Source organism: uncultured Pseudomonas sp., assembly GCF_913774235.1.
Taxonomy (GTDB): Bacteria; Pseudomonadota; Gammaproteobacteria; order Pseudomonadales; family Pseudomonadaceae; genus Chryseomonas.
Window position 1 is genome coordinate 686,845 of the sequence record NZ_CAJYDW010000012.1, and the last position, 14,645, is coordinate 701,489.

14 protein-coding genes are annotated in these 14,645 nt (G+C 66.7%); 9 read left to right on the forward strand and 5 right to left on the reverse strand.

Features of this window, described 5'->3' with window-relative positions; all coding sequences use genetic code 11:
* Window positions 1-92: 92 nt before the first annotated feature.
* The 4 genes from lpxO to QZ471_RS12695 all read left to right on the forward strand — a co-directional run bounded on the left by lpxO (window position 93) and on the right by QZ471_RS12695 (window position 6,226).
* Complete coding sequence (lpxO, locus tag QZ471_RS12680) at window positions 93-992, forward strand: lipid A hydroxylase LpxO (RefSeq protein WP_295464201.1); 900 nt, start codon at window positions 93-95, stop codon at window positions 990-992.
* A gap of 131 nt (window positions 993-1,123) precedes the next feature.
* A complete protein-coding gene (gene imuA, locus QZ471_RS12685) occupies window positions 1,124-1,738 on the forward strand; it encodes a translesion DNA synthesis-associated protein ImuA (protein WP_295464203.1) in 615 nt (204 codons plus the stop codon).
* A gap of 7 nt (window positions 1,739-1,745) precedes the next feature.
* Entirely contained in the window at window positions 1,746-3,155 is a 1,410-nt protein-coding gene (locus QZ471_RS12690) for a DNA polymerase Y family protein (RefSeq protein WP_295464205.1), read from the forward strand.
* On the forward strand, window positions 3,152-6,226 hold the full coding sequence (locus QZ471_RS12695) for an error-prone DNA polymerase (protein WP_295464704.1): 3,075 nt from the start codon (window positions 3,152-3,154) through the stop codon (window positions 6,224-6,226). Before QZ471_RS12690 ends, QZ471_RS12695 begins: the two co-directional genes overlap by 4 nt.
* 147 nt (window positions 6,227-6,373) lie before the next feature.
* Here the strand turns inward: QZ471_RS12695 and QZ471_RS12700 are convergent, their stop codons facing one another.
* From QZ471_RS12700 to QZ471_RS12710, 3 genes are all read right to left on the reverse strand, one after another.
* Window positions 6,374-6,646 carry an HU family DNA-binding protein gene (locus QZ471_RS12700; protein ID WP_007159052.1) on the reverse strand — a complete coding sequence of 91 codons (273 nt, stop codon included), beginning with the start codon at window positions 6,644-6,646 and terminating at the stop codon, window positions 6,374-6,376.
* Between the two features lie 254 nt (window positions 6,647-6,900).
* On the reverse strand, window positions 6,901-7,272 hold the full coding sequence (locus tag QZ471_RS12705) for a YkgJ family cysteine cluster protein (RefSeq protein WP_295464210.1): 372 nt from the start codon (window positions 7,270-7,272) through the stop codon (window positions 6,901-6,903).
* A 106-nt stretch (window positions 7,273-7,378) separates the two neighbouring features.
* Window positions 7,379-8,287, reverse strand: a complete 909-nt coding sequence (locus QZ471_RS12710) for a LysR family transcriptional regulator (protein WP_295464212.1) — start codon at window positions 8,285-8,287, stop codon at window positions 7,379-7,381.
* Window positions 8,288-8,388: 101 nt separating this feature from the next.
* Here QZ471_RS12710 and QZ471_RS12715 point away from each other — a divergent pair, with 101 nt between their 5' ends.
* Both QZ471_RS12715 and QZ471_RS12720 read left to right on the forward strand, forming a co-directional pair.
* Window positions 8,389-8,796: a DoxX family protein gene (locus tag QZ471_RS12715; protein WP_295464214.1), complete on the forward strand. Its 408-nt coding sequence runs from the start codon at window positions 8,389-8,391 to the stop codon at window positions 8,794-8,796.
* Between the two features lie 25 nt (window positions 8,797-8,821).
* Window positions 8,822-9,595 carry a class III extradiol ring-cleavage dioxygenase gene (locus tag QZ471_RS12720; protein WP_295464216.1) on the forward strand — a complete coding sequence of 258 codons (774 nt, stop codon included), beginning with the start codon at window positions 8,822-8,824 and terminating at the stop codon, window positions 9,593-9,595.
* A gap of 73 nt (window positions 9,596-9,668) precedes the next feature.
* On the opposite strand, the gene QZ471_RS12725 is transcribed toward QZ471_RS12720, so the two are convergent.
* The gene (locus tag QZ471_RS12725; RefSeq protein ID WP_059227340.1) at window positions 9,669-10,262 is read right to left on the reverse strand and encodes a Yip1 family protein; all 594 of its coding nucleotides are present in this window, start codon (window positions 10,260-10,262) and stop codon (window positions 9,669-9,671) included.
* A 295-nt stretch (window positions 10,263-10,557) separates the two neighbouring features.
* Between QZ471_RS12725 and hpxO the strand changes: the two genes are divergently transcribed.
* From hpxO to QZ471_RS12740, 3 genes are all read left to right on the forward strand, one after another.
* Window positions 10,558-11,715: an FAD-dependent urate hydroxylase HpxO gene (gene hpxO / locus QZ471_RS12730; RefSeq protein WP_295464218.1), complete on the forward strand. Its 1,158-nt coding sequence runs from the start codon at window positions 10,558-10,560 to the stop codon at window positions 11,713-11,715.
* Between the two features lie 87 nt (window positions 11,716-11,802).
* Complete coding sequence (locus QZ471_RS12735) at window positions 11,803-12,819, forward strand: ABC transporter substrate-binding protein (protein ID WP_295464220.1); 1,017 nt, start codon at window positions 11,803-11,805, stop codon at window positions 12,817-12,819.
* Window positions 12,820-12,864: 45 nt separating this feature from the next.
* Complete coding sequence (locus QZ471_RS12740; protein ID WP_295464222.1) at window positions 12,865-13,647, forward strand: PhnD/SsuA/transferrin family substrate-binding protein; 783 nt, start codon at window positions 12,865-12,867, stop codon at window positions 13,645-13,647.
* Window positions 13,648-13,780: 133 nt separating this feature from the next.
* Here QZ471_RS12740 and QZ471_RS12745 read toward each other — a convergent pair whose 3' ends face one another.
* Complete coding sequence (locus QZ471_RS12745) at window positions 13,781-14,638, reverse strand: MBL fold metallo-hydrolase (protein ID WP_295464224.1); 858 nt, start codon at window positions 14,636-14,638, stop codon at window positions 13,781-13,783.
* Window positions 14,639-14,645: the final 7 nt, after the last annotated feature.

A 14,645-nucleotide genomic window follows, 5' to 3' on the forward strand; every position in this document is an offset into this window, starting at 1 on the left:
GGCCGTTCAGGAAAAGGTCGGACTGTAGGGCTAGGCCGGGCGGGGCGTGCGGCGTATAACATCCCGATACAGCTGTCCTGAGGCAACGGCTCGTGAAGTGGTTCGTGATCGGCGTGTTCATCCTTTGTGTGCTGCTGGTGCACTTCCGCGGACGGGTGCGCCATCCTTTCCTGCGCCAGCTCGGTGATCATTCCACCTTCCTCGCGCCGCTCAATGCCTTCATGTTCCTCACCTCGCGGGTACCCAACGCGCCCTATCACCAGGTGGAGCGCTTTCCCGAACTCCAGGTGCTGCAAGACAACTGGCAGCTCATTCGCGACGAGGCCCTGACTCTGCTGCACGTCGGCCAGATCAAGAAATCCGCCGAGCCCAATGACGCCGGCTTCAATTCCTTCTTCAAGAGTGGCTGGAAACGCTTCTACCTGAAGTGGTATGGCGATAGCCATCCTTCCGCCATGCAGCTCTGTCCGCGGACCACTGAACTGCTCAGGGGGCTGGGTACGGTCAAGGCCGCCATGTTCGCCGAGCTGCCGCCGGGGGCCCGGCTGGTGCGACATCGCGATCCCTATGGCGGCTCGCTGCGTTATCACCTGGGTCTGGTCACGCCCAACGATCCGCGCTGCTTCATCGAGGTGGACGGCCAGCGCTATCACTGGCGCGATGGCCAGGCGGTGGTGTTCGATGAAACCTTCATCCACTACGCCGAGAACGGCACCGAGCAGGATCGCATCATCCTGTTCTGCGATGTGGAGCGCCCGCTGCGCTATCGCTGGGCTGGCGCCTTCAACCGCTGGGTCAGCAGTACCTTGCTGGCCTCGGCCGCCTCGCCCAACGAGGCCGGCGATAGGACCGGTGGTCTCAATCGCGCCTTCAAGTATCTCCATCGCATCCGCCAGCGTGGCAAGGCGTTGAAGAAGCGCAATCGCTTCCGCTACTACCTGGAGCAGTGGCTGCTGCTGGGCGCCTTGGTCGGCGTGATCCTCTGGATCTGAACCAGGGCACGTTCGTCCGCCGACTCGCCGGTTCGACTTGACCGCGGCCAGGAACCCCGCCAATACTAATACTGTATAAATATACAGAAAGAGGCATTGGCCATGGACAACACCCTTGCGAGTTCGGCGGCATGAGCGGCGGCGCCAGCCTGGCCCGGCTGTTCGAGGAGCGACGGCTGTGGAAGGGGCAGGCCAGCGCCGAGGCGCGGCGCAGCCGGCAGCCCACGGGCGTCGCGGCGCTCGATGCCCATCTGCCCGGTGCCGGCTGGCCGGAGGCGGCGCTCACCGAGCTGCTGCTCGCCGGACCTGGCCAGGGTGAGCTGCAACTGCTCTGGCCGACCCTGGCCCGTTTGAGCCAGGCTGCCGAGCGCATCGCCCTGGTCGGCCCACCACTGTCGCCCTATCCGCTGGCCTGGCAGGCGGCCGGCGTCGCCCTGGAATCCCTGGTAGTGGTCCGCGCCCAGGGTGCCGAGGTGCTGTGGGCCGCTGAACAGTGTCTGAGGTCCGGTTGCTTCGGCGCGGTGCTCTGCTGGCCCGAACGTGCCGATGATCGCCAGTTGCGACGGCTGCAGGTCGCCGCCGAGAGCGGTCGTACCCTGGCCTTCGCCCTGCGTCCGGCCGCCGCGCAGGAGAATCCTTCGCCCGCTGCCCTGCGCCTGCAATTGCGGGCGCCCCTGGAGCGGGTGCACATCCTCAAATGCCGGGGCGGCCAGCCGGGCGTCCTCAGTCTGGCCGACGGCGCTTGAGGCGGCCATGCGTTGGGCCTGCATCCTCTTTCCGCAGCTGGCGCTCGATGCCGTGCTGCGCCGCCATCCGGACCCGGAGCGACCGCTGGTGCTGCTCTCCGGGCCGCCCCAGCGGCGCCTGTTGCAGGCGGTCAATCCGGCCGCCCGGGCCCTGGGGTTGCGCCCTGGCCAGACCCTGGCCGCTGCCCAGGCCCTGACCCGCGACTTCGAACAGCAACTGCACGATCCGGCGCTCATCGAGAGTGCCGAGACACTGCTGGCGGCCTGGGGTTACGGCTTCAGTTCCCAGGTGAGCCGCCACTATCCGCGGGCCTTGCTGCTGGAGGTGCAATCCAGCTTGCCGTTGCTGGGGCCCTGGCCGCGTCTGGAACGGCGCCTGCGCCAGGAGCTCCAGGCCCTGGGCTTTCGTCATCGCCTGGCCCTGGCGCCGAATCCGGTGGCGGCGCGGATGCTGACCAATGTCGCCGATGGTCTGGTCGCCTCCCTGGACGACCTGCCGGCGCTGCTCGCCCGTCTGCCGGTGGAGCGTGCCGGCTTCGCCCCCCAGCAGGCCCAGGCCCTGGCGCGCCTGGGCCTGCGTCGGCTGGCGCAACTGCTGGCCTTGCCAAGGGCCGAACTGGCTCGGCGCTTCACCCCCGAGTTGCTGCAGCAACTCGACCTGCTGCACGGCCAGCGCAGCCTGGCGCTGGACAGCTACCGCCCGCCGGCTCGGTTCCAGGCGCGAGTGGAACTCAACTTCGAGGTGGAATCGCACCAGGCGCTGCTGTTCCCCCTGCGCCGTCTCACCGCCGACCTGGCCGCCTGGCTGGCCAGCCGCGACCGGGGTGTGCAGCGCTTCCTGCTCTGGCTGGAGCATCGCCAGGGGCCGGCCACCGCGCTCACGGTCGGGCTGCTGGCTCCCGAGCGGGAGGCGGCCCTGCTGTTCGAATTTGCCCGGGGTCGCCTGGAACAACTGCAGGTGGTGGCACCGGTGCTGGCGCTGCGTCTGGAGAGCGAGGAACTGCCGGTCTTCGTCCCCGAGCGCCACGGTCTGTTCGACGAGCGTCCGGCCCAGGCGGTGAGCTGGGAGGTGCTGCGCGAGCGACTGCGCGCACGCCTGGGCGAAGAGGCGGTACTCGGCCTCGGCATCCAGGCGGATCACCGGCCCGAGCGCGCCCTGGTCTGGCGGCCCGAGCGCCCGCTGGAAGGGACGCTGCCCGGCCAGCGTCCGGGATGGCTGCTGCACGAGCCGCGTGTTCTCGATGGCCAGCCCAGGCGTATCCTCAGCGGTCCCGAACGCATCGAGAGCGGCTGGTGGGACGGTGGCGATCAGCGTCGTGACTACTATCGCATCGAGGTGACCGATGGGCGCCAGGCCTGGGCCTTCCGCCGCTACGGCGAGGAGGCGCCCTGGTGGATTCAGGGCTGGTTCGCATGAGCGGCTATGCCGAGCTGCACTGCCTGTCGAACTTCAGTTTCCAGCGGGGTGCCTCCAGTGCACACGAGTTGTTCGAACGGGCCAAGGCCCTGGGCTATGGGGCGCTGGCCATCACCGACGAATGCACCCTGAGCGGTATCGTCCGTGCCTGGCAGGCCGCCCGCGACGTGGGGCTGCCTCTCATCGTCGGCAGCGAACTGACCCTGGACGATGGCCTGCGCCTGGTGCTGCTGGTGGAGGATCTGCCAGGGTACGAAAGGCTTTGCGCTCTGATCACCCAGGCACGGCGCCGGGCGCCCAAGGGACGCTATCAGCTGAGCCGCAAGGATCTCGACCAGGCGCTGCCCGGGTTGCTGGCGATCTGGCTACCCGCGAGCACTCCCTCGGTCGAGGAGGGTGCCTGGCTCCAGGGGCGCTTTGCCGAGCGCCTCTGGATCGGCGTGGAATTGCTGCGCTCGGTCGACGACGCCGCCCGACTGGCACAACTCCGGGTGCTGGGCGAACACCTGCAGCTGCCGTTGGTGGCGTGCGGCGACGTGCACATGCACAGTCGTGGTCGCCGCGCCCTGCAGGACGTGCTCACCGCCATTCGTCATCATCTGCCGGTGGCCGAAGCCGGCTATCGGCTTTATCCCAATGGCGAGCGTCACCTGCGGCCACTGGCAGCGCTCGCCGAACTCTATCCCGCCGCCTTGCGCGCCGAAACCCTGCAGATCGCCGCGCGCTGCCGCTTCGACCTGGGCGAACTGCGTTACCAGTATCCCCAGGAGGTGATACCCGCTGGCCAGACGGCCCGTTCCCGGCTGGCCGAGCTGACCCGCCGCGGCCTGGCCTGGCGCTGGCCGGACGGCGTGCCGGACAGGGTCGCCCGGCAGGTAGCCTTGGAGTTGGCGCTGATCGCCGAGAAAGGCTACGAGAACTACTTTCTCACTGTGCACGACATCGTCGCCTATGCCCGCCGCCAGCACATCCTCTGCCAGGGCCGCGGCTCGGCGGCCAATTCGGTGGTCTGCTACGTCCTGGGCATCACCGAATTGAATCCGCTCACTGGCAACCTGCTGTTCGAGCGCTTCATCTCCCGCGAGCGCGACGAACCGCCGGACATCGACGTCGACTTCGAGCACGAGCGCCGCGAAGAGGTCATCCAGTACGTCTTCCGCCGCTATGGTCGCGAGCGGGCCGCGCTCACCGCGGTGGTCAGCACCTATCACGCCGCCGGGGCCCTGAGAGACGTCGGCAAGGCCCTGGGGCTGCCGCTCGATCAGCTCAATGCCTTGTCCGGCTGCGCCGGGCGCTGGACTGACGAGATCCCCGGCCCGCCGCGGCTGCGCGAAGCCGGCTTCGACCCGGACAGCCCGCTGCTGCAGCGGGTGCTCATCCTCGCCGGCCAGTTGATCGGCTTCCCCCGGCACCTTTCCCAGCATCCCGGTGGCTTCGTCATCTCCGCGGCGCCCCTGGCGACCCTGGTGCCGGTGGAGAACGCCGCCATGGCCGAGCGCACCCTGATCCAGTGGGACAAGGACGACCTCGACGCCGTGGGCCTGCTCAAGGTGGACATCCTCGCCCTGGGCATGCTCAGCGCGCTGCGCCGCTGTTTCGACCTGGTCGCCGACTGGCGCGGTCAGCGCTGGACCCTGGCCAGCCTGCCCCAGGAGGATCAGCCCACCTACGCCATGATCTCCCGTGCCGATACGGTCGGAGTATTCCAGATCGAGTCCCGCGCCCAGATGGCCATGCTGCCGCGCCTCAGGCCCAGGACGCTCTACGACCTGGTGATCGAGGTGGCCATCGTCCGGCCCGGCCCCATCCAGGGCGACATGGTGCATCCCTATCTGCGGCGCCGTAACAAGGAAGAAGTCGCGGACTATCCCCATGACGAACTACGCCCGGCACTGGAGCGCACCCTGGGCGTGCCCTTGTTCCAGGAGCAAGTGATGCAGATCGCCATGATCGCCGCCGAATATTCGCCGGGCGAAGCCGATCAGTTGCGGCGCTCCATGGCCGCCTGGAAACGCCATGGCGGCCTCGAACCCCATCGCCAGCGCCTGCACGATCGCATGGTCGCCCGTGGCTATCGCCCGGAATTCGCCGCGCGCCTCTTCGAACAGATCAAGGGCTTCGGCAGCTACGGCTTTCCAGAGTCCCATGCCGCCAGCTTCGCCTTGCTGACCTATGCCAGTTCCTGGCTCAAATGCCACGAGCCGGCTGCCTTCGCCTGCGCCCTGGTCAACAGTTGGCCGATGGGCTTCTACAGTCCCGACCAGGTGCTGCAGGACGCCCGGCGCCATGGCATCGAGGTGCGCCCGGTGACGGTACAGATCAGCGACTGGGATTGCCGGCTGGAGGCGGGCGCTGGCCAGCAGCCGGCGATCCGGCTGGGGCTGCGCCTGGTGCAGGGCCTGGCGGAAGCGGTCGGGCGCCGCCTGGTCGCCGTGCGCGGCGCGCAACCCTTTCGCGATGTGGAAGAACTCTGTCGACGGGCCGAGCTGGATGCCCGGGCACGAGGGCAACTGGCCGACGCCGGTGCCCTGGGGGACCTGGTCGGTGATAGACACCAGGCGCGTTGGGCCGTGGCGGGGGTGGAACGGCAACTGCCGCTGTTCGAGGCGACCGGCAGTGCGGTGGAGGAGCGCCCGACCTTGCCCACACCCAGCGTCGCCGAAGAGGTCCATGCCGACTACCGCACTCTGGGCACCACCCTGGGACCTCATCCCCTGGCCCTGCTGCGCGGTGAACTCCACAGCCGTCGCTGTCGGGATTTCAGCCAGCTGGCGGACATTTCACCCGGCAGCCGGGTACGGGTGGCGGGGCTGGTGCGTGGTCGACAGCGACCGGGCACGGCCAGCGGCGTTATCTTCGTCACCCTGGAAGACGAGCACGGCATGCTCAACGTGGTGGTCTGGCGCGCGGTGGGCGAACAGCAGCGGCGGCCTTTGTTGCAGGCACGGTTGCTACAGGTCGAAGGGCATCTGGAGCGGAAAGCGGGAGTACAGCACCTGATCGCCGGTCGGCTGACCGACCTGAGTCCGCTGCTCGACGAACTCATGGTGTCGAGTCGGGATTTTCATTAGCGAAACGGCGGCAAACGAGGGGAGGTGACTGGAGCGGGTGAAGCTGAGAGGGGTGTCGCGGCGGGGCTATATTCTTGCGGACTTGCGGAGGGACTGTCTTCCAGAGCGCCCGAAAGCGCCCGGAAGACAAGAATCGACCACGCAGTCTTAGCTGACGGCGTCTTTCAGGCCTTTGCCGGGCTTGAAGCCGGGCAGCTTGGCAGCGGCGATCTTGATGGTAGCGCCGGTCTGCGGGTTGCGGCCTTCGCGAGCAGCGCGCTCTTTCACTGCGAAAGTTCCGAAACCGACCAGGCTAACGCTGTCGCCTTGCTTCAGGGCGTCGGTCACCGCGGTGGTGAAGGCGTCCAGGGCTTTGGCAGCGGTGGCCTTGGGCAGGTCGGCAGACGCGGCAATGGCGTCGATCAGCTCAGCTTTATTCATGTAAAAACTCCATGTGTGAGTATTGGCCAGGCAGTATAGCGGCAGCTTTGCCTTGCGTAGAGCCTTTGTAAGCCTCTGCGTGGCCGGTTGAAGCAGCCTTGTTGTTCGGCGCTACAGGATACGCATAGCGGGCGAAAGAGCGATAGGGTATTCCATCAAGCAGGGGCGTGAAAACCTGATCCGTACTGCATTTTCTAAGCTTTACAACCCAACCTTCATGTTTTTGGGCAGCGCCGAGGACCGTTTGGTTTCCTTTAGGCGACCCGGTCCGGGGAAAGATGTGGCTGCAAAGGCGGTGTCAAGGGCGGCAAACCGTAAGCCGCCCGGGCCGCATCGCAGTGTGGATTGGGCTCGCCGTCTTCCCAGGCCGCGGTGAATTCACGGCAGGTGCTGGAGCGATTTTCATAGATGGTGCAGCGCGTGCAGCCGCCAATCTCGCCCAGCAAAGCCGTGCAGCGCGCGGGTTTCTGCTCGGTACCCAGCATCGCTGCCAGGTGTGGAGTGACGGCCACCGTCAGGTTATCGGGCACCAGGCCGCCTGCCGATTGGCATTCGCCCCAATAGAAAGACACGCGGAAATAGGCGCAGCAGGCGCCACAGCTAAGGCAAGGATTCTCGGTCGACATGCACGAAAGCCATCGCAGAAACCGGCGGTGCCGGCGGGACAGGGGCTGATTCTAGGCAAGCGCCCGCAGGCTGCGAAGCCCCCGGCAACGACCGTTCGGCGCCGACCTACGGCAGTGTTTCCCCGTTGCTCGGTGCGGCCAGATGTCGCTGCAGCCAGGCGATGAACACCCTGACCTTGGCCGGCACCAGGCGGCGGTGCGGATAAACCGCATGAATGGCGATGGCCTGGGTGTGCCAGGCGAGGAACAGTCGTTCCAGACGGCCGCTGGCGATGTCTTCGTTAACCAGGAAGTCCGGTTGGCGGATGATGCCGTGCCCGTCCAGCGCCGCCCGGTGCAGCACGCTGCCGTTGTTCGCCCGCAGGTGTCCGGCGACCTTCACCTGCAGATGCTCCTCGCCGCGCTGGAACTGCCAGGTGTCGCCATCGCTGGCGTAGCTGTAGAGCAGGCAGCGATGCTGGCCGAGTTCGCTCGGGTGGTCCGGTCGTCCGTGGCGTTGCAGATAGGTAGGCGCCGCGCAGACATGCAGCTCCACCGCGCCCAGCGGCTGCGCCACCAGGCTGGAGTCGCTCAGATCGCCAATCCGCAGGGCGAGATCGAAGCCTTCCTCGACCAGCCGAACCTGGCGGTCGCTGAGCTCCAGGTCGATGGCCAGGTCCGGGTACTCATGCAGGAAGCTGCTCACCAGCGGCGCCAGGTGACGCACCCCGAAGGTAAGGGGCGCACTCACCCTAAGGCGTCCCCGCGGGCGCTCGTGACCTTCCTGCAGACGGTGTTCGAGCGCCTGCAGATCGCCCAACAGCGGAACTATGCCTTCGTGGAGCGTGCGCCCGGCTTCGGTGAGACTCAGGGTGCGGGTCGTACGTTGCAGCAGCCGTGTGCCGTAGTGTCGCTCCAGGGCCGCCAGATGCTTGGTCAAGGCCGAGCGTGACAGCTCCAGGCGCTCGGCGGCGGCGGTCAGGCTGCCGAGTTCGACGATCTTGACGAAGGCCTGCAACGAACGAAGGGTGTCCATTTTTGTTTCCATAATGTGCACAGTCCATTCGCAGCTTGCTACTTTATTCGCGCTCTGGAAACAGGAAAATGAGCCTATCCTTCCTGTAGTAGAGACCTGTCATGACCACCTCGACCGCTTCCACCGCTCCCTATGCCGCCCTCCTGCTGCGTCTTGCCCTGGGCGCCATGTTCCTCGCCCATGGCCTGACCAAGCTGCTGGTGTTCACCCTGCCGGGTACGGCCAGTTTCTTCGCCTCGGTAGGCTTTCCCGGCTGGTTGGCCTATCCGGTCACCTTCTTCGAACTGGGTGCCGGTGTGTTGCTGATTCTTGGTGCCTGGGTGCGTCCCGTCGCGGCGGTGGCTGCCGTCCAGCTGTTCGTCGCCGCCACCGTACACTTCGGCAATGGCTGGTCCTTCACCAATCCCCATGGTGGTTGGGAATACCCGGTGTTCCTCGCCGTGACCGCCGCCGCCTTGGCCTTGCTGGGCGCCGGTCGGCCATCCTGGGATGCCCGCAAGCAATCCTGATCCTTATTCCCGCGAGGTAGTCGCCATGTCGCTTCCCACACTGTTCATCTCCCATGGCTCGCCCATGGAGGCGCTCGATGCCGGTGCGGCAGGGCAGGCCTGGCGCACCCTAGGGCAGACGCTGCCGACCCCGGCGGCCATCGTGGTGGTCTCGGCACACTTCGACACCCCGGTGCCGGTGTTCGGCACCGCCGAACGTCCCGCCACCATTCACGACTTCTATGGCTTTCCCGAGGCGCTCTATCGCCTGAGCTACCCGGCGCCCGGTGCGCCGGCGCTAGCCGAAACTCTGGCGCAGGGGCTGCGCGAGCAGGGCTGGGAGGCGCGTACCGCTGAGCAGGGGCTGGACCACGGTGCCTGGGTGCCGCTGCGCTATCTCTATCCGGATGCCCGGATTCCGGTGGTGCCCCTGTCGATGAGCGCCGACCGTGGACCGGACTATCATTTCGCCCTGGGCCAGGCCCTGGCGCCCTTGCTCCCGGCGGATACCCTGCTGATCGGCTCGGGCAGCCTGACCCACAACCTCGGTGACTTCCGCCGCGGCGGTGAGGATTCGCCCGCCTACGTCAAGGCGTTCCAGGGGTGGATCCAGGAGCGCCTGCGCGAACGGGATCTGCCCGCCTTGCTGGATTACCGCCGACAGGCACCCTATGCCCGGCAGGCCCATCCCACCGACGAACACCTGCTGCCGCTGTTCGTCGCCCTGGGCGCCGCTGCGTCCGAGGGTGAATTCAAGATCCATCACGATGGCATCGCCCATCGCATCCTGGCGATGGACCTCTACGGTTTCTCCCGCTGAGACGAACAGGGCCAGGTCGGCGTCCGACCTGGCCCTGTTTCCTTTCGAATGCCCTTGAGGCTGGCTCGCGTTCTCAGCCGAACAGCCCAGGACCATAGCCCCACATCAACACCGTGGTCGCCATCAGCACCTCGAGCACCAGCACCCCGATGGCCAGGGTCGAGCCCGACATGATGAAGCCTTCCCGCTGGTCGATGTTGAGGAAGCCGGGAATACCGGTGTAGAGCAGATAGGCCGAATAGGCGAGTCCGACGATCCCGGCCATGGCGCACAGCCATACCAGCGGATAGAAGCCCACCAAGCCGCTGAGCAGCATGGGCGTGGCCACGTAGCCGGCGAAGAGAATGCAGCGATTGGCACTGGGCCGATCCGGATAGCGCCGCGCCAGCCAATGGATCACATGACCCATGGCTACCACGGCGGCCATGATCAGCGCATAGCTGATCACCGCCAGGACCACGGCCGTTGGTAAATCCAGCACATGGGCCTCGCCACCGCCGAAACGCCAGCCGAAGGTGGTGGTACCTACCAGGGAGGCTACGACGGGAATGGCCGCCAGGAAGGCGACGTGGTGGGCGAAGAAATGCCCGACGGTTTCCCCCTCACGACGAATCTGTTGCCACTCGCGATCGGGATGGGCCAGCAGGCCCCAGACATGATTGATCATGATTCTGCTCCTCACCCGCCGTGGTCGCCGGCAGCGGGCCTTCATGGATGGCGAACGCTAAAGCTGGAATGCATCTGGCGACACTCTTATGAGTATAGAAAAGCTCTGGAATGCGTCATGCGAGCCGACGAAGGGCAGGGTGCGTCGAAACGAAGCGACCAATGGTCTTCGCAGCACCAGCTCGGTGCATTTTCCGCCTCGACCGCGAAGGAGATCGGCCGAAAAAGCGATACTTGACCAGTTGGTCAGGATTTTGCTTGCTCAGCAGCACTGTTACCGTCACGTGAGATCCGCCATGCCTTCCTTCGACATCATCATCGCCGGCGCCGGCATGGGCGGTCTTTCCGCTGCCCTGGCACTGCGCCAGGCCGGTCATCGGGTACGCCTCTACGAGCGTGCCAGCGAGCTGGCCCCCATCGGCGCGGCCATTTCCATCTGGCCCAATGGGGTCCGGGTACTCGAACGCCTGGGGCTGGGGTCGGCCATCGCTGCCGTGAGCGGCGACATGCGCACCATGAGTTACCACGACCGCCAGGGGCAGTTGCTCACGCGCTTCAGTCTGTTGCCGCTCTATGAAGCGGTCGGCCTACCGGCGCGACCCATCGCCCGGGCGCACCTCCAGCAGCTGCTGCTCGACGCCGTGGGCACGGAGTGGGTGACCCTCGGCGTCGGCTGCGAAGATTTCGAGCAGGACGCACAGGGGGTGACGGTCCGGCTCAGCGATGGTCGCCAGGAGCGCGCCGACCTGCTGATCGCTGCCGATGGCACCCACTCGCGCTTGCGGGATCGGGTCGTGGGGCAGGCGATCACCCGCGACTACTGCGGCTACGTCAACTGGAACGGCCGGGTAAGGATCGCACCTGATCTGGCCGAGGCCCATGAATGGGCGCAATTCGTCGGCGATCACCAGCGCGTTTCGCTGATGCCCATGGGGGGTGACGAATTCTATTTCTTCTTCGACGTGCCGCTGCCCAAGGGCACGCCCAATGACCGCAGTCGTTACCGCGCGGAACTGGCCGAGCACTTCGCCGGCTGGGCGCCACCGGTGCAACGGCTCATCGAGCGGCTGGACCCCCAGGGCGTCGCCCGGGTGGAGATCCACGATACCCGGCCCTTGCCCAATCTTGTCCGCGGCCGGGTGGCGCTGCTGGGGGATTCGGCCCACGCCATGGCGCCGGACCTGGGGCAGGGCGGTTGCCAGGCCATGGAGGATGCCTGGGTGCTGGCGCGTTGCCTGGAAGCCGCGGCCGAGCCGCTGGCGGCCCTGCAAGCCTACGAGAAGGCCCGGCTGGAGAGGGTCGCCGGCATCGTCGAGCGGGCCCGCAAGCGTTGCGAGATCACCCATGGCCACGATCCGGAAGCGACCCAGGCCTGGTACGCCGAACTGGCCGAGGAAACCGGCGAAACCGTGATCGCCGGCCTACGCAAGACGGCCGATGGCGGTCCGCTGTGAAATAGCGGCTGCACGGCGGGACGATTGACGGCGGCGGGGGTCGAAAGGCCCACGTCCTCGTCGCCAGACCTCGTTGGAGAATCGCCCATGCGCCTGCGTCTCGCCCTGACCCTCGCCAGCTCCTTCGCCCTCGCCCCGCTGGCTTTTGCCGCCGAGGGCGGCTGTCCTTATCCGCAGACGGTGAAGTTCGCCGGGCCCAACTGGGAGAGCGGCATGTTCACCACCGAGGTGCTGCGGCTACTGGTGGAGAAGGGCTATGGCTGCCAGACCGATGCGGTGCCGGGCAATACCGTGACCCTGGAGAACGCCCTGGCGCAGAACGACATCCAGGTCACCGGTGAGCAGTGGGCCGGGCGCAGTCCGGCCTGGCGTGCGGCGGAAAAGGCCGGCAAGGTGTTCGCCGTGGGCGAGACGGTCAAGGGTGCCACCGAAGGTTGGTGGGTGCCGGAATACCTGGTCAAGGGCGATCCTGCCCGCGGCATCGCGGCCAAGGCGCCGGACCTGAAGAGCGTGGCCGACCTGCCACGCTACAAGGAGCTATTCCGCGATCCGGAGGAGCCAGGCAAGGGGCGCTTTCTCAATTGCCCCACCGGCTGGACCTGCGAGATCGTCAACAGCCAGAAGCTCAAGGCCTACAAGCTGACCGACAGCTACACCAACTTCCGCACCGGCACCGGCCCCGCGCTGGACGCCGCCATCGCCACCGCCATGCGTCGTGGCGAGCCGGTGCTCTTCTACTATTGGTCGCCGACGCCGCTGATGGGGCGTTACAAGCTGGTCCAGCTGGAAGAGCCGCCCTTCAGCGAGAAGGCCTGGGAAACCCTGTCGGACCCGAAGAATCCCAATCCGCTGCCCTCGCGCTCGCTACCGGCCAAGATCACCATCGGCGTCTCCCGCGACCTCCACGACAAGGCCCCGGCGCTGGTGGCGCTGTTCGAGAAGGTCGAATTCCCCCTCGACCAGTTCAACGGCATCCTCGCGGAAATGGCCGAAAAACACGAAGACGCCCCGGTCGTCGCCAAGCGCTTCCTCAAGGAGCATCCGGAAATCTGGACGACCTGGCTGCCGGCGGACAACGCCGCGCGGGTGAAGGCGGCGCTCTAAGGGCTGCATGAGGGATAATGACGGTTTTCCGTGTTGGAGCCGCCCATGACCGTCGCTGCCCTTACCATGTACGTCGAGCCTGCCGAGGTACGCGACGCCTATCGCCAACTAGCCGCGGCCGTGGCCCTATGCCTTGAGTCGACCCTCGAACCGGCACCGGAGGAGCTGCCAGCGCTCTGGACCCATCCCGAGCTGCTGCTGGCCCAGACCTGCGGCTATCCCTGGGCGACCCGCCTGCGCGGTCAGGTCCGCCTGGTCGCGGCACCGCGCTACACCTTCGACGGCTGCGTCGGCGCCGAGCACTGCGCCTTCATCCTGGTTCCCGAGACGCTGGACGCCAGTAGCCTGGCAGACCTGCGCGGCAAGCGGGTGGCGCTCAACGGCCTGGATTCCAATACCGGCATGAATCTGCTGCGCCACGCCGTGGCATCCCTGGCCGAGCGCGGACGCTTCTTCGGCGAGGTGATCGTCAGCGAGAGCCATGCCAACAGCCTGGCATTGTTGCAGCAAGGGCATGCCGATGTGGCTGCGGTGGACGCCGTGACCTACGGCTACCTGCAGCGCGCCGAGCCTGGGCGCGTCGCCGGCCTGCGTCTCTTGCAGCGCACGCGGTCGAGTCCGACGCTGCCCTTCATCACCGCGTCCAGTCGGTCCGACGCGGAAGTTGAGGCCTTGCGTGCGGCCCTGAGCGATACCCTGGTCACCCAGCCCAAGCTTGCCCGCATTCTCGTCATCGAGGGTTTCGCGGCGGTGGATGAGAGCACCTATCTGCCGCTGCTGGACTGGCGGCGAGAGGCGGTGGAGCAGGGGTATCCGGTGATTGCCTAGTTGGGTAGCCTTGGGCTTCGCTACGCTCAACCCGCTCTACGACCTATCGCGGCCATGACGGTCCGCCGATGCGGCCGCTCCTACAAAAGCATCACCTCTTGTAGGAGCGGCCCATGGCCGCGATGAAGAGTCGCTAGCCGGGTAATCCATCCAACTTACACCCGCCCCCCTCCTGCAATCGCCGCAACTCCACCAGATCGTGGCTGCAGAACAGCGTCAGCCCCAGATCCTGGCGCAGGGAGAGTTCGCGCAGGCGCGCCTGGTTCTCCAGGCGGCTGGCACGGTCGGCTTCCATCAATCGTTGATAGAACCTCAGCCCCGGCGTACAGCGGCGGTCGGGGTGCCCCATCTCGTCACGGTAGAAATAGGCGTCCCCCGCGTGCAGCAACCAGCCGCCCTCGTGCTGGATGGCGATACCGGCATGGCCCGGGGTGTGGCCGGGTAGGGGGATCATCAGGATCTCCGGCGGCAGACCGGGTAGGTCGCGCACGCTGGCGAAACCCTGCCAGGCCTCGCCCCGCGGTTCGTGGAAATGCCAGTGTCGGATACCCTGCCACTGCGCCGGGCTGTAGCGGCGCTGGCCGATGAAGCTGTGGCGCTGGCGCTGGGCATCCCATTCGCGCTGCAGCACATGGACCTGGGCCTGGGGAAAGTCGTCCAGCCCGCCGGCGTGATCGAAATCCAGGTGGGTCAGCACGATATGGCGGACATCGCCCGGTCGGAAGCCCAGCCGACGAAGCTGCGCCAGGGCGCTGAGCTCAGGGTCGTACTGGATGCGATTCATCAAGCGGAAGAAAGGGCTGAGCCGCCGACCGCGCTCCCGGAGATCGGCTTCGCCAAAGCCGGTATCCACCAGCACCAGCCCGGACTGGTCGGTTTCCACCAACAGGCAATGGCAGGCGAGATGGGCGGCGAGCCCACGGCTGAAGCCGTCGTACAGCGCCCCGCCCAGGGGACACATGCAGCCGCAGTTGAGGTGATGGATACGCATGATCGGC